Origin of the sequence: Pseudotabrizicola alkalilacus (assembly GCF_003443995.1) — a bacterium.
Classification (GTDB): Bacteria; Pseudomonadota; Alphaproteobacteria; order Rhodobacterales; family Rhodobacteraceae; genus Pseudotabrizicola; species Pseudotabrizicola alkalilacus.
Genome location: NZ_QWEY01000012.1, coordinates 83,771 through 104,150 on the forward strand (window position 1 = coordinate 83,771; position 20,380 = coordinate 104,150).

Annotated in this window: 19 protein-coding genes; 18 read left to right on the plus strand and 1 reads right to left on the minus strand. The window is 64.4% G+C overall.

All coding sequences use genetic code 11. From position 1 onward, the window contains the following. The first annotated feature begins 3 nt into the window (after nucleotides 1–3). From D1012_RS18370 to D1012_RS18390, 5 genes are all read left to right on the plus strand, one after another. Entirely contained in the window at nucleotides 4–915 is a 912-nt protein-coding gene (locus D1012_RS18370) for an ABC transporter permease (protein WP_118155591.1), read from the plus strand. After that, complete coding sequence (locus tag D1012_RS18375; RefSeq protein WP_118155592.1) at nucleotides 908–1,711, plus strand: ABC transporter permease; 804 nt, start codon at nucleotides 908–910, stop codon at nucleotides 1,709–1,711. Before D1012_RS18370 ends, D1012_RS18375 begins: the two co-directional genes overlap by 8 nt. An 18-nt stretch (nucleotides 1,712–1,729) precedes the next feature. After that, on the plus strand, nucleotides 1,730–2,755 hold the full coding sequence (locus D1012_RS18380; RefSeq protein WP_118155593.1) for an extracellular solute-binding protein: 1,026 nt from the start codon (nucleotides 1,730–1,732) through the stop codon (nucleotides 2,753–2,755). Nucleotides 2,756–2,867: 112 nt separating this feature from the next. Beyond that, the gene (locus D1012_RS18385) at nucleotides 2,868–4,286 is read left to right on the plus strand and encodes an amidase (RefSeq protein ID WP_118155594.1); all 1,419 of its coding nucleotides are present in this window, start codon (nucleotides 2,868–2,870) and stop codon (nucleotides 4,284–4,286) included. A gap of 1 nt (nucleotide 4,287) precedes the next feature. Continuing rightward, the gene (locus tag D1012_RS18390; protein WP_118155595.1) at nucleotides 4,288–5,943 is read left to right on the plus strand and encodes an amidohydrolase; all 1,656 of its coding nucleotides are present in this window, start codon (nucleotides 4,288–4,290) and stop codon (nucleotides 5,941–5,943) included. On the opposite strand, the gene D1012_RS18395 is transcribed toward D1012_RS18390, so the two are convergent. Then, complete coding sequence (locus D1012_RS18395; RefSeq protein ID WP_118155596.1) at nucleotides 5,931–6,743, minus strand: helix-turn-helix transcriptional regulator; 813 nt, start codon at nucleotides 6,741–6,743, stop codon at nucleotides 5,931–5,933. The two genes, D1012_RS18390 and D1012_RS18395, sit on opposite strands and share 13 nt — an antisense overlap. Nucleotides 6,744–6,832: 89 nt before the next feature. On the opposite strand from D1012_RS18395, the gene D1012_RS18400 reads away from it, so the two are divergent. The 13 genes from D1012_RS18400 to hutC all read left to right on the plus strand — a co-directional run bounded on the left by D1012_RS18400 (nucleotide 6,833) and on the right by hutC (nucleotide 20,375). Continuing rightward, nucleotides 6,833–7,891, plus strand: a complete 1,059-nt coding sequence (locus D1012_RS18400) for an ABC transporter ATP-binding protein (protein ID WP_118155597.1) — start codon at nucleotides 6,833–6,835, stop codon at nucleotides 7,889–7,891. Next, nucleotides 7,891–8,826 carry an ABC transporter permease gene (locus tag D1012_RS18405; RefSeq protein ID WP_118155598.1) on the plus strand — a complete coding sequence of 312 codons (936 nt, stop codon included), beginning with the start codon at nucleotides 7,891–7,893 and terminating at the stop codon, nucleotides 8,824–8,826. Before D1012_RS18400 ends, D1012_RS18405 begins: the two co-directional genes overlap by 1 nt. After that, nucleotides 8,826–9,632: an ABC transporter permease gene (locus D1012_RS18410; protein WP_118155599.1), complete on the plus strand. Its 807-nt coding sequence runs from the start codon at nucleotides 8,826–8,828 to the stop codon at nucleotides 9,630–9,632. The genes D1012_RS18405 and D1012_RS18410 overlap by 1 nt, the downstream gene beginning before the upstream one ends. Nucleotides 9,633–9,661: 29 nt before the next feature. Further along, entirely contained in the window at nucleotides 9,662–10,690 is a 1,029-nt protein-coding gene (locus D1012_RS18415; RefSeq protein ID WP_118155600.1) for an extracellular solute-binding protein, read from the plus strand. A gap of 87 nt (nucleotides 10,691–10,777) precedes the next feature. After that, on the plus strand, nucleotides 10,778–11,533 hold the full coding sequence (locus D1012_RS18420) for a nitrilase-related carbon-nitrogen hydrolase (protein ID WP_118155601.1): 756 nt from the start codon (nucleotides 10,778–10,780) through the stop codon (nucleotides 11,531–11,533). A gap of 2 nt (nucleotides 11,534–11,535) precedes the next feature. Continuing rightward, nucleotides 11,536–13,638 carry an oxidoreductase gene (locus D1012_RS18425; protein ID WP_118155602.1) on the plus strand — a complete coding sequence of 701 codons (2,103 nt, stop codon included), beginning with the start codon at nucleotides 11,536–11,538 and terminating at the stop codon, nucleotides 13,636–13,638. A gap of 25 nt (nucleotides 13,639–13,663) precedes the next feature. Further along, nucleotides 13,664–14,830: an acetylornithine deacetylase gene (gene argE / locus D1012_RS18430; protein ID WP_118155603.1), complete on the plus strand. Its 1,167-nt coding sequence runs from the start codon at nucleotides 13,664–13,666 to the stop codon at nucleotides 14,828–14,830. Between the two features lie 111 nt (nucleotides 14,831–14,941). After that, nucleotides 14,942–15,355 carry a RidA family protein gene (locus D1012_RS18435; RefSeq protein ID WP_118155604.1) on the plus strand — a complete coding sequence of 138 codons (414 nt, stop codon included), beginning with the start codon at nucleotides 14,942–14,944 and terminating at the stop codon, nucleotides 15,353–15,355. A gap of 4 nt (nucleotides 15,356–15,359) precedes the next feature. Further along, complete coding sequence (locus tag D1012_RS18440) at nucleotides 15,360–16,031, plus strand: DUF1028 domain-containing protein (RefSeq protein WP_118155605.1); 672 nt, start codon at nucleotides 15,360–15,362, stop codon at nucleotides 16,029–16,031. Nucleotides 16,032–16,056: 25 nt separating this feature from the next. Continuing rightward, nucleotides 16,057–17,004: a LysR family transcriptional regulator gene (locus D1012_RS18445; RefSeq protein WP_118155606.1), complete on the plus strand. Its 948-nt coding sequence runs from the start codon at nucleotides 16,057–16,059 to the stop codon at nucleotides 17,002–17,004. 95 nt (nucleotides 17,005–17,099) lie between these two features. Next, nucleotides 17,100–18,335: a flavin-containing monooxygenase gene (locus D1012_RS18450; RefSeq protein ID WP_118155607.1), complete on the plus strand. Its 1,236-nt coding sequence runs from the start codon at nucleotides 17,100–17,102 to the stop codon at nucleotides 18,333–18,335. Nucleotides 18,336–18,455: 120 nt separating this feature from the next. Further along, complete coding sequence (locus D1012_RS18455) at nucleotides 18,456–19,589, plus strand: aromatic ring-hydroxylating oxygenase subunit alpha (RefSeq protein ID WP_118155608.1); 1,134 nt, start codon at nucleotides 18,456–18,458, stop codon at nucleotides 19,587–19,589. Nucleotides 19,590–19,658: 69 nt separating this feature from the next. Continuing rightward, nucleotides 19,659–20,375, plus strand: a complete 717-nt coding sequence (hutC, locus tag D1012_RS18460) for a histidine utilization transcriptional repressor HutC (RefSeq protein ID WP_118155609.1) — start codon at nucleotides 19,659–19,661, stop codon at nucleotides 20,373–20,375. Nucleotides 20,376–20,380: the final 5 nt, after the last annotated feature.

The window sequence follows — 20,380 nt, forward strand, 5'->3', positions numbered from 1 at the left end:
GCCATGAGCCCCGCCGAACAAAGCCAGCGCAGCAGATCAACCCGCAACGGCTGGCTGCTCTCGGCCCCCGCCTTGACCCTGCTGTTCCTCGCTGCCTCTGGCCCGCTTTTGATCGTGCTGGTCTATTCTTTCCTGACCCCCGGCCAATATGGCAATGTGGTGTGGGATTTCAGTCTGGATGGCTGGATCGGCATTCTGTTCACCCGTGACATCTTTGACGGCACGATGAACCTTGCCGACGCGCATCTGACGATCTTCTGGCGCTCGGTCAAACTGTCGCTGATGACCACGGCGCTGACCTTTGCGCTGGGGTTTCCGACGGCCTGGTTCATCGCCACCCGCCCGCCGGCGCAGCGCGCGATGTGGCTGTTTTTGATCACCATTCCGTTCTGGACCAACCTGTTGATCCGCACCTTTGCGATCAACGAGGTGATCCGGAATGAAGGCTTGATGAACACCGTTCTGACCGGCCTCGGCCTGATTTCCGAACCGATCCGGCTGATCAACACCGACACCGCCGTCTTCATCGGCATGGCCTATGTTTACCTGCCGCTGATGGTGCTGCCGCTGTTTGCCGCCATCGACCGTTTCGACATGAAACTGCTGGAGGCAGGCTATGACCTGTACGCCAGCCGGATGCAGGTCTTGCGCCATGTGATCGTGCCGATCGTGAAACCGGGCATCGTGGCGGGGTCGATCCTCGTCTTCGTGCCTTCGCTCGGGGCCTATGTCACCCCGCGCGTGCTGGGCGGCGGCAAGAACATGATGATCGGCAATTTCATCGAGCTGCAGTTCGGTCAGGGCCGCAACTGGCCACTGGGCGCGGCGCTGTCGATGGCTTTGCTGCTGATCGTGATGGCGGCGCTGCTGGTCTATGTCCGCGCCAGCACAAAGGGGAGCAATCCACATGGCTGAACGCAGCTTTGAAGTCTCGCGCCTGCCCGGATTTGCCACCGTCGCCATCGCCGTGTTCGTGCTCCTGTATCTGCCGATCCTGACGCTGGTGGTGTTCTCCTTCAACTCCGGCCCCTCCATCGCGGTGTGGCAGGGCTGGTCACTGCATTGGTATACCGATGCCTGGAACAATGAAGCGGTGAAAGGCGCGACCATCCGGTCGCTGATCATCGCCACCGCAGCCAGTGCGGTTGCCACCAGCGTGGCCACCATGGCCGCGCTTGGCACCACCCGGCGCGCGGCGTTTGGCGGGCAGACCTTTATCTATGTGGTGATCAACCAGCCGCTGATGGTGCCGGAAATCGTCACCGCAGTTGCGCTGCTGATCCTGTTCGGCGTGGTCAAACAGGCCACCGGCTATCAGGGTCTGGGCTATCTGATCCTGGCCCATGCCGCATTCTGCACACCCTTTGCCTATCTGCCGATCCGCGCCCGGCTGGAGGGGATGGACCTGTCCCTCGAAACTGCCGCCTGCGATCTGTACGCCAACCCGTGGCAGACGTTCCGCCATGTCACCTTGCCGCTGCTGGCCCCCGGCATTGCGGCCGGGGCGATGCTGGCCTTTGTCATCTCTCTGGATGACGTGGTGATCACCGAATTCGTGAAGTCGGGCGGGCAGGATACCTTGCCCACCTATATGCTGGGCCAGATGCGACGCGCCATCACGCCCGAGGTCAACGCCATCTCGACCGCCCTTCTGGGGCTGACAGTGGTGCTGCTGACCTTGTTCTTTATCCTGACGCGCAAAAAAAACTGACCAACCGGGAGACGACATATGAAAACCACGCTGAGTGCTCTGGCCATTCTGGCCGCAACCACCTCACTGGCGCAGGCCGAAGGGGTGCTGAACCTGTACAACTGGGGCAATTACACCGGGCCTGATCTGCTGGCCAAGTTCGAGGCGGAAACCGGCATCAAGGTCACCGTTACCGATTATGACAGCAACGACACCGCACTGGCCAAGATCGAGGCTGGCGGTCATGGGTTTGATCTGGTGGTGCCGTCGGCCAACTATGTGCCGATTTTCATCGAAAAGGGCCTGACGGTCGAACTGGACCTGTCAAAGCTGTCAAACCACGGCAACATCGCGCCCGAGTGGATGGATGTGGATTGGGATACAGGCCGCAAATACTCGATCCCGTGGCAATGGGGTTCGACCGGAGTTGCGGTCAACACTTCGGTATATGGCGGCGATATCAATACGTCGGCAATCTTTCTTGAGGTGCCCGATGAGCTGAAAGGCAAGATCAACGTCGTACCGGAAATGAATGATATCGTGAACCTTGCCATAATGTATGTCGGTGGCGAACCCTGTTCGGAAGACACAGAAGTGTTGAAAAAGGCCCGCGATGTGCTGCTTGCCGCCAAACCCGACTGGATCAGCATGGATTATGGTGCAACCGAAAAGCTGTCGAACAACGACTGGGCGGCAAGCGTGAACTGGAACGGCTCCAGCATGCGCGCACGTGTCAACAACGGGTCGGTAGCCTATGGCTATCCCAAAGAGGGATATCCGGTCTTCATGGATTCCGCGATGCTTCTGCACGACGCGCGGAACGTGGAAGAGGCTTACAAATTTCTTGATTTCATCATGGTTCCGGAAAACGCAGCCATGATCTCGGCCTTTGCACGCTATGCCAATGGCATTGCCGGGTCCGAGGAATTTATGCCCGAAGACATGAAGTCCGCCCCCGAAGTGGTGACACCCGAAGAGCACAAGGCGGCGGGCGTGTTCCTGCCCACCTGCTCCCCCACGGCGCAGCAGTACATGACGGCGATCTGGACCGAGCTTATGAAATAAGCTCTGCCGCAAACCGTGGGGGGCTGTCTGCCCCTCTCCAGCTCAGCGGTTTCTAGAACTGATCGTGAAACCGCTGAGCGACCCCGAGAGTATTTCCAAAGGTGCAAGCGGCATGGAGCTGTGGGAGCATTCGGCCAGTGATCTGGCCCGGATGATTGCGGCGCGGGGCGTGGCCCCGTCCGAGGTGATGGCGGCGTCTCTGGCGCGGATTGCGGCGGTCAATCCGGTTGTGAATGCAGTGGTCTCGCTGCGCGATGCCGATGCGCTGATGGCCGAGGCAAAGGCGGCGGATGATGCCCCGCATCAGGGCTGGCTGCATGGCCTGCCGCTGGCGGTCAAGGATCTGTGCGCCACCAAGGGGTTGCGCACCACCTGGGGCAGCCCGCTGTTTGCCGGTCACGTGCCGCAGGCCGATGACCTGCTGGCGGCGCGGATGCGGGCGGCCGGGGCGATCTTTATCGGCAAGACCAACACGCCGGAATGGGGCCATGGCAGCCATTCGTTCAACCCGGTGTTCGGCGCGACCAGCACCCCCTATGACCTGACCCGCACCGCAGGCGGCTCGTCCGGCGGGGCGGCGGCGGCGCTGGCCGCGCGCATGGTGCCGGTGGCCGATGGCAGCGACATGATGGGGTCACTGCGCAACCCCGCCGCATTCTGCAACGTCTATGGCTTCCGCCCCAGCTGGGGGCTGGTGCCCGCCGATGCCGAGGGTGAAACCTTCCTCGCCACGCTGGCGACCGAAGGGCCGATGGGCCGCACCGTCGAGGATGTGGCCCGGCTTTTGCAAGTGCAGGCGGGGCCGAACCCCGAGGTGCCGTTTGCCGTGCCGGTGCAGGACTATGTGACAGGGCTGGAGCGTGCCAGCCTGCGCGGCAAGCGCATCGCATGGCTGGCCGATTGGGGCGGGGCCTATGCGATGGAGCCCGGTATTCTGCCACTGTGCGAAACGGCATTGCAGGTCTTCACCGACCAAGGTGCCGAGGTCGAGGCGATTGCCCCGCCGTTTCCCGCCGAAAAGCTGTGGCAAGCGTGGATCACCCTGCGCGCCATGCTGAACGCGGGCCGGATGAAAGCGCTCTACGACGACCCCGCCAAACGCGCCCAGCTCAAACCGGAAACGGTGTGGGAGATCGAGCAGGGCCAAACCCTCACCGCGCAGGCGGTCTATGAGGCCTCCACCCTCCGCAGTCGCTATTACGCCCATATGGCGCGGCTGTTCACCCGCTTTGATGCCGTGGTGCTGCCCACCGCGCAGGTCTGGCCGTTCCCGGTCGGCTGGCGCTGGCCACAACAGATCAACGGCCACGCGATGGACACCTATCACCGCTGGATGGAGGTGGTGATCCCCGTCAGCCTGATCGGCCTGCCCGCGCTGTCCGTTCCCGTCGGCTTTGGCGCAAACGGCCTGCCGATGGGGATGCAGATTGCCGGGCCGGTGGGGGCCGATGCCGCCATTCTGGCCATGGGACACGCCTATCACCTTGCCACCGACTGGCCGGGCCGCCGCCCGCCACAAACCGAGGACTGAGATGACCGCCGATCTGATCCTGACCAACGCCCGCGTGCTGACCATGGACGCCTCCAACCCCCGCGCCGAAGCCGTGGCCATCGCCGCAGGCCGCATCCTCGCCGTCGGCTCTGCCGCGCAGATCGAGGCGCTGGCGGGACCGCAGACGCAGGTGATTGACGCGAACCGCCGCACCGTCCTGCCCGGCTTTGTCGAAAGCCACCTGCATCTGGTGTTGGGTGGCGCGGAACTCGGCCATCTGCATGTCTCGGGCCTGCACGGGATCGACGCTTTGCGCGACGCCTTCCGCCGCTTTGGCGACCAACACCCCGACCGCCCGCTGCTGATGGCACAGGGCGCGGATTACGCCATGCTCGATCACCCCGTCACCCGGCAGGATCTGGATGCGATAATGCCCGACCGCCCCATCGCCATGACCTCGCATGATCATCACACCGTCTGGGCCAACACCGCAGCGTTGCAGGCCGCAGGCATCCTGCACGGCATGAACACCCCGCACGGGCATGAGGTGGTGATGGCCCCGGATGGCACCGCCACCGGCGAATTGCGCGAGTTCGAGGCGTTTGCCCCGGTGATCGCGCTGGGCGGTGAGGCGCGGCTGAACCTTGGCATCGCCACCGGCGAAGAACCGTCATCACCCCCCAATGCGGCAGAACGGGCGCTGGACAAGACCAAGATCGAGGCTGGCCTGAAACACTGCGCAGCGCATGGTATCACCAGCATGGTGAACATGGATGGCAACCGCTACACGCTGGACCTGCTGCGCGAGATGCAGGCCGAGGGGCGATTGACCGCAAGGGTCAAGGTGCCGTTCCACTTCAAGCCGCATATGGACCTGTCCGACCTCGACCGGGCCGAGGCGATGACCCGCGATTTCAACGATGACTGGCTGCAATCGGGCTTCGTCAAGATGTTCATGGATGGCGTCGTCGACAGCCGCACCGCCTTTATGGTCAACGATTACCCTGATCAGCCGGGGCATCGCTCTGACCCCTTGTTCGCCCCCGACCGGTTCAACGAAATAGCGACCGAGATCGACCGCAGGGGCTTGCAGATCGCGGTGCATGCCATCGGCGATGGCGCGGTGCGCACCACGATTGACGGGTATGAGGCGGCGCAAAATGCCAATGGCCGCCGCGACAGCCGCCACCGGATCGAACATATCGAGCTGATCGACCCGTCAGATATTCCCCGCCTTGGCGCGCTGGGCATCACCGCCAGCCTGCAACCGCCGCACCCGCCCGGCGCGATGGATTTCCCGCTGATGCCGACGCTGGAGCGGATCGGTCGGGCGCGCTGGAAAGACGCCTATCTGTGCAAGACGCTTGCCGATCAGGGTGCTGCGCTGGCCTTTGCCAGCGACTGGCCTGTGACCGATGTATCGGTCATGCGCGGGATGCAGGCGGCGCTGACCCGTACCCCGTTTGACGGCTGCGCCGATGAGCGGGTCGGGCTGATGGCAACGCTGCACGCCTATACCGCAGGCGGCGCATGGGCTGCGCATTGCGACCACCTGACCGGGCGGCTGATTCCCGGCATGGCGGCAGATGTTGTGATGATCGACGGCGATCTGGAGACGTTACCCGCTGATGCCTTCGGCAGCACCGCCATCGCCCTCACCATCTGCGGCGGGCGCATCACGCATCAGGCGCTGTGACCCGGCTCCGCCCGGTCTTTCAGCAACGGCAGCATCAGCGCAAACAGCTCGGCCTGTGACGAGATCCGGCAGCGGGCATAAAGCTGTTTGCGGAACACCTTGACGGTCTGCGGCGACAGGCTCAGCCGCAGCCCGATGGACACCGTGGAATGCCCGCGCAGGATCAGCAGCGCCACCTCGGCCTGACGCGGCGACAGGTGAATGCCGCGCCCGGCCCGTGCCGCATCGGCCAGCAGGGCAGGGGTATCCTCGGCGGGGCCAGTGGAGCGTGCGATATTGGCCCAATGCGCCTCGACCAGCGCCAGCACGACGGGCGCAATCCGGCTGCACGTCTCGACCTCGCGCATCGCAAACACCCGCCCCGATGACGCATCGCGCCCGACACAGATGTTCAGCGTGACCCAGGGCGAGGGATAGGCGACAAAGGTAATCTCGTCGATCAGCGTGGTCTGGTCGTAATACTCGATGAAATAGCGGCTGCGCTGAAACGCATCCGGCGCAATATCGGCAATCCGGTACGCCCCGGCAGGCGCACGGCGCAGATGCAGGTCATAAAACGGGTCCAGCCGGTAGGCCCCGGCCAGATAGGTGCGGTCCAGTGCGGCAAACACCTGCGGATGGTCGGTCTGCCGGTACAGCACCAGCGGCGGCCCGGCGCTGCGATAGGCCAGAATGATCAGGTTATCCGGCGCACAGACCGCGCGAAAGAACGAGGCCAGAGCCTGCTCAAACCCCGGCAACCCGCGCAGGCGGATCGCCTCGGCCAGTTGCGCCTCGGCCAGATTGGGCAACGCCTTCATGGCGGTGTCATACCTCGTTGGGGGTATATACCCCGGAAAATCCCGTGATTAGCCTTTGATGGCATATTCCGGGGGTATGGACCAGCTGCATGCAGACCGCCATCGACATCCGCACCGTGACCAAGACCTATGGCACCTTTACCGCGCTGCATGGCGTGTCGCTGTCGATCATGGACAACGAGTTCTTTACACTGCTCGGCCCCTCCGGCTGTGGCAAAACCACGCTTCTGCGCATGATCGCGGGGTTCGAGGATGTGACAAAGGGTGACATCCTGTTGTTTGGCCAGAACATTGCCGCGCTTGACCCCAACCTGCGCCCGGTCAACACGGTGTTTCAGCAATACGCGCTGTTTCCGCATATGTCGGTGATCGACAACGTGGCCTTTGGCCTGAAGATGAAGGGCTTTGACCTGCCCACCCGGCGCAAGCGCGCGGGCGAGATGCTCGACATGGTGCATCTGTCCAGCTTTGCCGACCGTCTGCCTGCCCAGCTGTCCGGCGGTCAGCAACAGCGCGTGGCGCTTGCCCGCGCACTTGCCCCGCAGCCAAAGGTGCTGCTGCTGGACGAGCCGCTGTCAGCGCTCGACCTCAAGCTGCGGCAGGCAATGCGGATGGAGCTGAAACAACTGCAACAGGACACCGGCATCACCTTTATCTTCGTGACCCACGATCAGGAAGAGGCGCTGACCATGTCCAACCGCATTGCGGTGATGAGCGCGGGCCATGTGCAGCAGATCGGCACCCCGCGTGACATCTACGAGTCGCCGGTCAACCGCTTCGTTGCCGATTTCATCGGTGAGACCAACCTGCTGGAGGTCGAGGTCGCCAGCATCACCGGCGATCTGGCACAGGTGATCCTGCCCGGTGGCCATAGCATCACCTGCTCCACCGCCACCCACGATCCCGGCCGCCATCACCTGTCGATCCGGCCCGAACGGCTGACGCTTGGCCCTGTGGGCACGGGGCTGGAGGCCACGGTGGATCAGGTGATCTATCTGGGCACCGATCTGCAGGTTCTGGTCCGGCTTGATGGCGGCACGCCGCTGCAGATCCGCATCCAGAACGCCGCCCGGATCGAAGTCCCCGAACCCGGCACCCGCATCGGCCTGCAGCTGGAGGAAGGTGCCGCGCGCCTTCTGGCCGACTGATGGCCGCGCCAACCCCAACTACGGCCCCCGACAGCGGCGCCAGCAGCGATGCCACCTATCGCAGCGCCCGCGTGCCGCTGTTGTTGCCGACATGGCTGGTGATCGGATTTTTCCTGATCCTGCCCGTTGCTTTGATGGCGGTCTACTCATTCCTGACCAAGGAAATGCGCGGCGGGGTGATCTGGGAGTTTTCCCTCGCCGCCTATGACCAGTTCTTCATCAACCGGGGCCTGTTCGGCGACGAACCCGCATCGCTGGAATGGACCTACATCAGCGTCTTTGGCCGCTCCATCGCGCAGGCCGCCACCGCCACCACCCTGTGTCTGCTGATCGGTTTTCCCACCGCATGGTTCATCGCCACCCGCGCGCCCGCCACCCGCGGCGTCTGGCTGTTCCTGATCACCGTGCCCTATTGGGTAAACCTGCTGATCCGCACCGTCTCCTTGCGCTTTCTGATCCGTGAAAATGGCCCCCTGAACGACGCATTGCTCGGCTCCGGCCTGATCGCCGAACCCCTCGCATTGATCAACACCAATTTCGCGGTGCAGCTCGGCCTGTTCTACAGCTACCTGCCCTTCATGGTGCTGCCGATCTATGCGGCGGTAGAGCGCTACAACTTCACCCTCTCCGAAGCCGCCGCCGATCTTTATGCCAGCCGATGGGTCACCTTGCGCGACATCGTGCTGCCCATCGTCAAACCCGGCATCATCGCCGGCTGCCTGCTGGTCTTCATCCCATCGCTGGGCGCGTTTCTGGCCCCCAACCTGCTGGGCGGGGCCAAGAATTTCATGATCGGATCGCTGATCGAGGAACAGTTCAAACGCTCGCTCGGCAACTGGCCGTTTGGCGCAGCAGTGTCGATGATCCTGATGAGCCTCGTGCTGGTCCTGCTCCTGCTCTACGCGCGCAGCATGGCACGGGCGGAGGCGCGCTGATGGCCCTGCGTTCGGTCCGCCATTACCCCGGCTTTTTCAGCATCGCCATGCTGTGCCTGATCATCCTGTATGCGCCTCTGATCGTGGTCATGGTCTATTCGTTCAACGACAGCCCCTCGATCACCAACTGGGGCGGGCTGTCGTTGCGCTGGTACTTTGACGTGTTCACCGGGCCAGAGGCACCGCGCTTTCGCGCCGCTGCGTGGAACTCGCTGACCATCGCCGTGCTGGCGGCAACGATTGCGACGGCAATTGCCACCGCCGCCGCGCTGGCCATGCTGCGCGCGGGCAAGTTCAAGGGCCGGTCGCTGACATTCGCCCTGATCAACCTGCCGCTGATGGTGCCCGAAATCGTGATCGCCGTCGCCACTCTGATCTTTTTCACCATGATCGGCTTTACCACCGGCTATCTGACCATCCTGATCGCGCACATCACCTTCTGCATCCCGTTCGCTTACCTGCCCATCGCCGCCCGGCTGCAAGGCATCGACGGCAGTTATGAGGCCGCGGCCCGCGACCTCTACGCCACCCGCGCGCAGTCATTCTTTCTGGTGTTGCTGCCGCTGATGGCCCCCGGTGTGATCTCGGGCTACCTGCTGGCCTTCATCATCAGTCTGGATGATTTCATCATCACCAATTTCGTCAAAGGGGCCGGCATGGAAACCCTGCCGACCGCGATCTTCGGCTCGGTCAAACAAGGCATCAAACCCAACATCATGGCGATTTCCACGTTGATGCTGGGTGTCTCCATCCTTTTCGTCACCCTGTCCTACCTGATCAACCGCAAGGGCCGCCAGAGCCCGTAAACCAAGCCCGTCCAACAAGGAGCCCGCCAATGAACCGCCTGATCTCCACCACCTCCGCCCTGTGCCTGATGGCCGGGGCCGCCTCGGCCGAAGGCACGCTGTCGGTCTATCACTGGTTTGAATACATCCCGCAGGAGCTGGTCGACAAGTTCACCGCCGAGACCGGCATCACCGTGACCATCGACACCTATGACAGCAACGAATCCATGCTTGCCAGCCTCAAGGCCGGCAAGCTGGGCCAGTATGACGTGGCCGTGCCCGCCGATTTCATGGTCGAGATCATGGCTGAGACCGGTATGCTCGACACCTTCACGGCCGAAGAGATGCCAAACCTGCCCAACATCGCGCCGCAATGGCTGGATGTGCCGTTCGATCCAGGCCGCAAATCCTCGATCCCCTATCAATGGGGTTCCACCTCTTTCGCGGTCAACCGTGGGGTCTACACCGGCGATATCTCCAGCCTCGGCATCATCTTTGACCCGCCAGAGGAATTGCGTGGCAAGATCAACGTGCTCGACAGCCAGAACGAAGTGCTGATCCTTGGCTCGCTCTACCTCGGCGTTCCGCAATGCTCCACCGACCGCACCCAGCTCAAGGCGCTGTCCGACATGCTGGTGGCCGCCAAACAGCACTGGGCCAGCTTCGGCTCCGACACCGCCAAGGATGTGATGGTCTCCGGCGATGCGGCGGCGGGCATGATCTACAACGGTTTCTCCGCCAAGGCCCGCGCCGAAGGCGCGAACGTCGAATACAGCTACCCCAAAGAGGGGCATGTGCTGTGGATGGACAATGTGGTGCTGCTGAAAGACGCGCCGAACCGCGCCAATGCGATCACTTTCATGAATTTCCTGCTGGAGCCTGAAAACGCCGCCGCCGTGACGAATTACGCGGCCTACACCTCGGGCGTGTCCGGGGTAGAGCCGTTTCTGGATGAGGCGATCCGCACCAGCCCGGAAAACAACCCGCCCGCAGGCGCGGCCCCTGGCGTCTTTGCCCAAGTCTGCGATGAGGACACCCAGAAACTCTACGACGCCATCTGGATCAACCTGAAAAAATGAACCCGCCGGGGGCCGCTCACCCCGGCCCCCATTTTCTGTCCACAAATATCCCGGGGGTCCGGGGGCAGCGCCCCCGGGGTTTGCACCATGCGCATCGCTGTCTGGCAGGGCCCGTCCCCCGCCGCCGATCTGGAAAACGGCCTGTCACAGGCCGAAGCCGCGCTCTCCGCAGCGGGCAACATGTCGGCCTCGGTGCTCGTCCTGCCCGAGATCTGGCTTCCGGGCTATAACCAGCCGGATATTCCGTCCCGCAGCCTCGCCGCCGACTCCGCCGAACTGGCACGCCTTAGCGCTGCGGCCCGCGCCGCGCGCTGTGCTCTGGTCATCGGCTACGCCGAACAGGCCGAAGGCCGCCTTTACAACGCCGCCCTGTGTCTCGGCCCCGACGGCACCCCCCTCGCCAACTACCGCAAGATCCAGCTCTACGGCCCGCGCGAACAGGCGCTTTACAGCCCCGGCACCGGATATGTGACCTTTGATCTGGCAGGCCAGACACTTGCGCTGCTGATCTGCTATGACATCGAATTCGCCCCGCATATCAAGGCTCTGGCTGCGCAGGGCGTCAGCCTGATCCTGTGCCCCACCGCCAATATGCACCCCTTCATCCATGTCCCGCGTGTCACCGTGCCCGCCATGGCTGCCAGCCACGGCCTCGCCATCGCCTACGCCAATTACTGCGGCACCGAGGGTAATCTGACCTATACCGGCGGCAGCCAGATCATCGGTCCGCATGGCGAGATTCTCGCGCTGGCGGGCGAACACCCCGCCCTGCTGATCGCCGATCTGCCCGCCCGCGATCCGGCGCGCCTCTCCACCCAATCCGCTGATTTCAGGACGGTCTGACCATGCCGAAAGACGCCCGCGACAGCCGCTATGACATCTTGTTCGAACCGCTGCAGATCGGCCCGAAGCTGGCCAGGAACCGCTTCTATCAGGTGCCGCATTGCAACGGCGGCGGTTACCGCGACCCCTCTGCCGTGGCCGAGATGCGCCGCACCAAGGCCGAGGGCGGCTGGGGCGTGATCTTTACCGAACAGACCGAGATTCACCCCACGTCCGAAATCACCCCCTTCATCGAACAGCATCTGTGGGAGGACAAGGATATCCCCGCCCTCGCCGCGATGGCCGACGCGATGAAGTCGCATGGCGCGCTGGCGGGCATCCAGCTGGCCTATTCCGGCATCAACGGCCCCAACCTCTACTCGCGCGAGGTGCCGTTGGCGGTCTCTGGCGGGCCGATCCTCACCTTCACCTCCGATCCGGTGCAGGCCCGCACCATGGACCGCGGAGACATTCGCGATCTGCGCCGCTGGTTCCGCAATGCCTTCCGCCGTTCCCAATCCGCAGGCTTCGACCTGATCTGCCTCTATGGCGCGCATGGCTTTGGCATCCTGCAACATTTCCTGTCCCGCGCCACCAATCACCGTACCGACGAATACGGCGGTTCCTTGGAAAACCGCGCTCGCTTCCTGCGCGAGATCGTGGACGAGGCCCGCGAGGAAACCAAAGGCGAACTGGCAATCTCCCTGCGCCTGTCGCTGCACGAGGCGGGCGCCTTTGGCTTTTCCAACGCCGAGCTGCGCGATTTCATCGAAATGCACGGCGATCTGCCCGACATCTGGGATCTGGCCCATGGCACATGGGAGGCGTGCTCCGGCACCTCCCGCTTCAAACCCGAGGGCGCACAGGAAGATCTGGTGCGCGGCATCAAATCACTCACAAGCAAACCCGTGGTCGGTGTCGGCCGCTTCACCTCTGCCGATGCCATGGTGCGCCAGATCCGCTCCGGCATCCTCGATTTCATCGGCGCGGCGCGGCCCTCGATCGCCGACCCGTTCCTGCCGAAAAAGATCGCCGAGGGCCGGTTCGACGACATCCGCGAATGTATCGGCTGCAACATCTGCGTGTCGGGCGACATGACCGGGGGCATTTCCCGCTGCACCCAGAACACCGCGTTCATGGAGGAATGGCGCAAAGGCTGGCACCCTGAACGCGCCCGGCCAAAGGGTCGCTCTGACACGGTCCTGATCGTCGGTGCCGGGCCCACCGGGCTGGAGGCGGCGTTGCAGGCGGCAAAACGCGGCTACCACGTCACGCTGGCCGAGGCGACGACCACCCTTGGCGGTCGCGTCGCCCGCGAACGCACGCTGCCCGGTCTGTCGGCATGGGGCCGGGTGGCCGACTTCCGCACCGGGCAACTCGCGCCCCTGACCAATGCCGAGATCTACCGCGACAGCCGGCTGACCGCTGATGACGTGCTGGCCATGGGCGCGCAACATGTGGCCATCGCCACCGGGTCCAGTTGGCGGCGCGACGCGGTGGCCCGCCTGCACCTGCACCCCATCCCCACCGATCCCGCCATGCCGGTGTTTTCCCCGGATGACATCATGGCGGGCGACGGCCCCGCCGGCGGGCGCGTCACGCTTTATGATGACGATCACTTCTACATGGGGTCGGTCATCGCCGAGGTGCTGGTGGCGCGTGGCTGTACGGTGGATTTCGTGACACCGGCCACCAAGGTTGCCGAATGGTCCGAAAACACGCTGGAGCAGGCGATCATCATGCGCCGCCTGTTGGAACTGGGCGTGACCGTCCACACCAGCAAAGCCCCCGAGGCGATTGCCGCGCATGAGGTCACGCTGGGCTGCACATGGACCGGCGCACAGACCACCCTGCCAGCCGATGCCGTGGTCATGGTCACCGCGCGCATCCCGCATGACAGCCTGTATCACGACCTGCGCGCCCGTCAGCCAGAGTGGGCCGAGGCCGGTATTCTCTCGGTCAAGCTGATCGGCGATGCCGCCGCCCCCGGCCCGATTGCCTGGGCCACCTATGCCGGTCGCCGCTTTGCCGAAGACCTCGACGAACCCGACGACCGGGGCGACACCCCCGCCTTCCGGCGTGAGGTGGCGCGGCTGGAGCCATTGCCCTCGCGCCTGCCTTCGTGAAGACTGGCGCAAAAGGGGGCATCACATGACACCGACCGAAACATGGCTCAGCCGCCTCATCGCCCACCCCACCGTCAGCAGCGACACCAACCTGCCGCTGATGGATGAGGTGGAACAGGCGCTGACCGCCCTTGGCGCGGTCTGCACCCGCTTTCCCGATGCCACCGGGCAAAAAGCCGCCTTGCTGGCCCGGCTTGGCCCCGATGGCCCCGGCGGGCTGATGCTGTCGGGGCATGTCGATGTGGTCCCGGTCACGGGTCAGGACTGGACCGTGCCGCCGTTTCAGATGACCCGTGAGGGCGACCGTCTGTATGGGCGCGGCAGCACGGATATGAAGGGCTTTATCGCCGCCATGCTGGCCTTGGCCGGGCGCGCGCCAACTCTGAGGCACCCGCTCTGGCTGGCGATTTCCTACGATGAGGAAGTCGGCTGCATCGGCGTCCGCCCGATGCTGGCCGCGCTCAAAGCCCGCAATATCCGCCCCGATCTGGTGGTGGTGGGGGAGCCCACGTCGATGCGCCTTGGCCTTGGCCACAAGGGCAAGCTGGCCTTTACCGTCACCGCCAAAGGCATCGCCCGCCACTCGTCCGAGGCACCGCTGGCGCTCAACGCGCTGCATCTGGCGGCGGATTTCATGACCGCCATGCGCGCCTTGCAGGATGAGATCGCAGCACATGGCCCGGCCGAGGATGGCTATTCCGTCCCGCATGCCACCGTGCATGTCGGTCGCCTGACTGGCGGCACCGTCGTCAACCTTGTGCCCGACAGTGCAGAGCTGCTGATGGAACTGCGCCTGCTGGCCGCCGATGATCCCGCCGCCCTGACCGCTCGCCTGCATGACCTCGCGGCGCAGATCGTGGGCCCCCATCGCAGCGCTTTCCCCGCCGCCGCGCTGACCGTCGTTGAGACTGGCAGCTACCCCGGCCTGTCCACCCCGCTGTCCGCCGCCGTCCACGCCTTCGCCACCTGCCTGCCCCCCGGCACCAGACCCTGCAAGCTCAGCTACGGCACCGAAGGCGGCCTGTTCGCCCAAGCGCTCGGCGTGCCGGTGGTGGTCTGCGGCCCCGGCGACATGGCCCAGGGCCACCGCCCGGATGAGTATATCGAAGCCGCACAACTCGCCGCCTGTGACGCCGCGCTCGATGCGGCGCTGGTACGGTTCTGTCTGTCATCGGAAGCCTGCTTTGATTAGTCTGTGCCTAAGCAAAGCCAAGGCAAGCCATGCTTTTACTTTAGCCACAATCCCCGCATCCTGCCGCAGAAATCCGGCATGACAGACTTACCGCCGCCCAGAGGAAACCCCATGGCCCACACCCGCCACCGCAAGTTCAATACCAAGGACACTTACCCTGAACAAAAGCTTGATAACGATCTGGCGCAGGCCGTCGTGGCGCGTGGCCGCATGGTGTTCCTGCGCGGACAGTGCCCGCAAGACCTTGATACCGCACAGAATATCAACAGCCACGACCCGGTGGAGCAGACCCATAAGGTGATGCAGAACATCCGGCAGCTGTTGGAAGAGGTCGGCGGCAGTATGGAGCATCTGTGCAAGGTCGTGGTTTACCTGACCGACGTGCGCCACCGCGAAGCCGTTTACCGCACCATGGGTGAATACATCAAAGACGTGCACCCGGTTTCGACCGGCGTTGTCGTCACCGCCCTTGCCCGCCCCGACTGGCTGGTGGAAATCGATGGAACCGCCGTGATACCGGATTGATTCCATGACATTTTCCCTGATCGCCCGTTGCGCGCGCACTGGCCAGTTCGGCATGGTGATCGCCTCCTCCTCGCCCGCCGTTGCGGCCCGCTGCGCGCATGTTCGCGCGGGCGTGGGGGCGGTGGCCAGCCAGAATGTCACCGACCCCGCCCTCGGCCCCCTGTTGCTCGATCAGATGCAGGCCGGGTTGTCTGCGCCCGATGCGATGGCGCAGATCACCACGGGCCGCGCGCATATCGACTATCGCCAGCTGCTGGCCATCGACGCGCAAGGCCGCACCGCCATCCACTCCGGCACACAGGTGCTCGGTCTTTGGGGGGAAGCGATGGGCACAGATTGCGCCGCAGGCGGCAATCTGCTGGCGAATGACACTGTCCCCAGCGCCATGATCACCGCCTTCGAGACCACCCAAGGCCCCTTGGGCGAGCGCCTCATGACCGCGCTGGAGGCTGGTCTTGCCGCAGGGGGCGAGGCGGGCCCGGTGCATTCCGCCGGGCTGAAACTGGCCGACCGTCTGAGCTGGCCGCTGGCCGATCTGCGCATCGACTGGGCCGATGACCCCATCGAGATGCTGCGCAGCGCGTGGGAGGTCTATCGCCCGCAGATGCAGGCCTATGTCCAACGCGCTACCGATCCGACACAGGCCCCCAGCTACGGCGTGCCCGGCGATGAATGACCGCCTCAGATACTGAAAGGCGACGATGCCCCTGCGCTTTACCCTCCGCCAGTTGGAATACCTCGTCGCGGTAGGCGATGCCGGGTCGATTGCGGTCGCGGCCGAGCGGGTCAACGTGTCATCCCCGTCGATCTCTGCCGCCATCGCGCATCTGGAGCATGAATTCGGCCTGCAACTCTTTGTCCGTCGCCATGCGCAGGGCCTGTCGCTGACCAGCGCGGGGCGTCAGGTCTGTGATCACGCCCGGCAGATTCTGGCGCAGGCCGGGCAGCTGAATGATCTGGCGGGCAGCATCACCCAGACCGTGCAGGGGCGGCTGCATGTCGGCGGGCTGATCACCTTTGCGCAGGTGATCCTGCCGCAACTGCGCCGCAGCTTTACCGATCTGCACCCGCAGGTCGAGTTTCACCAGTCCGAAGGCGACCAGCCCGATCTGTATGACGGCCTGCGTCAGGCCAGGCTGGACGCGGCCCTTGGCTACGACCTCGACATCCCCGCCGATCTGGATTTTGCGCCCCTGGCCAGCCTGACGCCTTATGCCGTGCTGGCCGTCACCCATCCGCTTGCCGGGAATGAAACGGTGACACCGCAGGATCTGGCCCCATATCCGATGGTGCTGCTCGACCTGCCGCTTTCGGCGGATTACTTTCTGTCCTGCTTTCACGCCGCCGGGCTGAAACCGCGCATCGTGGAGCGCACCCGTGACATGGGGGTGATGCAAAGCCTTGTGGGGCAGGGCTTTGGCTATTCCATCGCCAATATCCGCCCGTGGTCAGACCGCTCGCCCGATGGCCAGCCTTTGCGCTTTGTGCCGCTGACCGGCGGGGTGCGCCCCATGCAGCTGGGCCTGATCCTGACCATGGGCGCGCAATCGTCGCTGACCATGCGCGCCTTTGTCGCCCATTGCCATCAGGAGCTGACCCCGGAAAAGGTACGCAGCCTGCGCCCGGCGATAGACCCCGGCGCAGCTTAGCCGCAGCCTGATCCGGGCTGAGCCAGATCATCGTTTTCCTGAACCAAGGGTCGGATTACACTTTTCCCATCCCCTCCGCCGAAAGGACGCCTGACATGATGCCTGAGAAAATCAACACGCTGGTCATCGGTGGCGGTCAGGCCGGGGTGGCCACCAGCGCGCATCTGGCACAGCACGGTGTGCCGCATCTGGTGCTGGAGCGCGCCCGCATCGCCGAGCGCTGGCGGTCCGAGCGCTGGGATTCACTGGTCGCCAACGGCCCCGCCTGGCATGACCGTTTCCCCGACATGACCTTTGACGACATCGCCCCCGACAGCTTTGCCGGCAAAGACCGCGTGGCCGACTATTTCGAGGCGTTCGCTGCGAAGATCAATGCCCCGATCCGCTGCGGGGTCGAGGTGACGGCGCTGCACCGCACCCCCACCGGGACTTTCCGCGCCGAAACCAGCGATGGCGTGATCGAGGCCGATCAGGTGGTGGTCGCCACCGGCCCGTTTCAGAAACCGCTGATCCCGGCCATGGTGCCTGCGCAAGCCGGGCTGACCCAGATCCACTCCAACGCCTACAAGAACCCCGCCCAACTCTCCGAAGGCGCGGTTCTGGTGGTCGGCGCAGGCTCGTCCGGCGCGCAGATTGCCGAGGAATTGCAGCGCGCGGGGCGTCAGGTCTATCTGTCGGTCGGCCCGCATGACCGCCCGCCGCGCCGCTATCGCGGGCAGGATTTTGTCTGGTGGCTGGGCAAACTGGGCAAATGGGACGCCAAGGCCAAGGAGCCGGGCACCGAGCATATCACTATTGCGGTCAGCGGCGCGTATGGCGGCCACACGATGGATTTCCGCCGCCTTGCCGCGCAAGGCGTGGTGCTCTTGGCCCGCGCCAATGGCTTTGCGAATGGCGCGCTTATGGTCAACGATGACCTCGCCCGGAACATCGCCCAAGGCGACGCCAACTATCTGTCGGTGCTGGACGAGGCCGACGCCTATACCGCCGCTCACGCCCTCGACCTGCCCGAAGACCCCGAAGCGCGCGTCTTTGCCCCGCTGCCCGCTTGTGTGACGCAACCGCTCCTGTCGTTTGATCTGGCGGCACATCGCATCACCACGATCATCTGGGCCACCGGCTTTGCGCTCGATTACAGCTGGATCAAGCTGGACGCCTTCGACGCCCAAGGCCGCCCGCTCCACACTGAAGGCGTGTCGCAGGTGCCCGGTCTGTATTTCGTCGGCCTGCCCTGGCTGTCCTGTCGCGGCTCGGCGTTTATCTGGGGCGCATGGCGCGACGCTGAACGGCTGGCTGCCCATATCGCCGCACGGGTGCCTGCCGATGCCTGACCCTCGGGCAGAACGCCCGATCCGGCTGCAAAACCTTGCCGCCGGGCCACAGCGCGCTTGCCCGGCCCCCGATCCCCGCGCATGCTTGCAGAGAAACCCAACGGCAGACGGAGGTGTCAGATGACCCGCCACGACCCCGGCCTCACCCCGCTGGCCGAACTGCGCGCCAATGTTGCGCAGCCGTTCGAGCGCGCCACCGCCATGCCGAAATCGGTCTATACCTCGCCCGACTTTGCCGCGCTGGAACAGCAGCACATCTTTGCCCGCGAATGGCTCTGTGCCGGTCGCGCCGATGCGCTGCCCAATCCCGGCGATTACCTGACGATGGAAATCTCGGGCGAGCCAATCATCATCCTGCGCGACCGCGAAGGCACCCTGCGCGGCCTGTCCAACGTCTGCCGTCACCGGATGAGCACCCTGCTCGAGGGGCGCGGCAACACCCGCGCCATCGTCTGCCCCTACCACGCCTGGACCTATAACCTTGATGGCACCTTGCGCGGCGCGCCCGCGATGACCCTGAACGAGGGGTTCTGCAAAGACCAGATCGCGCTGCCGAAAGTCCGGGTCGAAAACTGGCTCGGCTGGATCATGGTCACCCTGAACCCCGACGCCCCCGCCCCGTCCGAGGCCCTGAGCGATGTCGAAAACCTCGTCGGCTATCTTGGCATGGAACACTATGTCGAGGCGTTCCGCGAAGAGTTCCACTGGAACACCAACTGGAAGGTGCTGGCCGAGAATTTCATGGAAAGCTACCACCTGCCGGTCTGCCACGAGGGCACCATCGGCGGCACGGTGGACCTGCTGAAAATGACCTGCCCGGAGGGATTCCCCTCGTTCAACTACCATTACATCGTCAAGAACGACTCGCTGCCGCTGACCCTCGCTCACCCGTCCAACACCACGCTAACCGGCGATGAACGGCGGATCACCTGGCTGGTGTCGGTCTACCCCGCCCTGCTGATCACGCTGACGCCGGGGTATTTCTGGTATCTCTGCCTCACCCCAGACGGCCCTGGAAAGGTGAATGTCCTGTTCGGTGGCGGTCTTGCGCCGGACTGGGCCGCCGACCCGCAGGCGCCCGCACATTTTGCGGCGCTCAAGGCGCTGCTTGATGATGTGAATATCGAAGACAAAGGCTGTGTCGAACGGGTCTATCGGGGCCTGTGCGCCGACATGTCCTCGCCCGGTGCGCTCAGCCATCTGGAACGCCCCAATTTCGAATTTGCCACCTATATCGCCAGCAAGATGCCCTGACCCTTCCCCTGCGCTTGTTCCGCCCGGCCCGGTTGTCTAGGCTGCGGGCGGAGCAGAACAGGGGCCCTTGTGGACAGCCGCACCACCCATCACGACCGCATCCTTGCCGATCTGCGTGACAAGATCACCGGCGGCGACTGGCCCCCCGGCTTTCAACTGCCGTTTGAAACCGTGCTTGCCGAACAGCATGGCGTGTCGCGCATGACGATGAACAAGGTGCTGGGCCAGCTCACGCGCGAAGGTTTCCTTGTGCGTCGCAAGAAGCTGGGCACCTTTGTTGCCCAACCAATGGCACAGGCAGCGGTGATGGCGATCACCGATATCGAGGCCGAGGTGCGCGCGCTTGGCCTGGAGTGGCGCTTTGACCTCACCTTGCGCGATCTGCGCCCGCCGCGTCCCGATGAAATCCAGACCGCCCGCATCGACGGGGTCGCCCCGGTTCTGGCGCTGCAAGGCCTGCACTATGCAGGTGAGCAGCCGTTCTGCCACGAATCCCGCATCATCAACCCCGCCAGCGCGCCTGCGGCCCTCGTACAGGATTTCCGCACCATCGCGCCCGGCCAATGGCTTTTGCGCGAAATCCCGTGGACATCGGCCGACCACCGCATCCGTGCCATCAACGCCCCCGCCGCGATGGCCCGCGCGCTGGCGCTGGCCACGGGAGAGGCCTGTCTGGAAGTTACCCGCCGCACCGAAAGCGCCGGGCACTGGGTCACGCTGGTCACCCAGACCTACCCCGGATCACGGCACCAGCTGGTCAGCCGCTTCACCCCGGACGAGCGGTGAAGGTG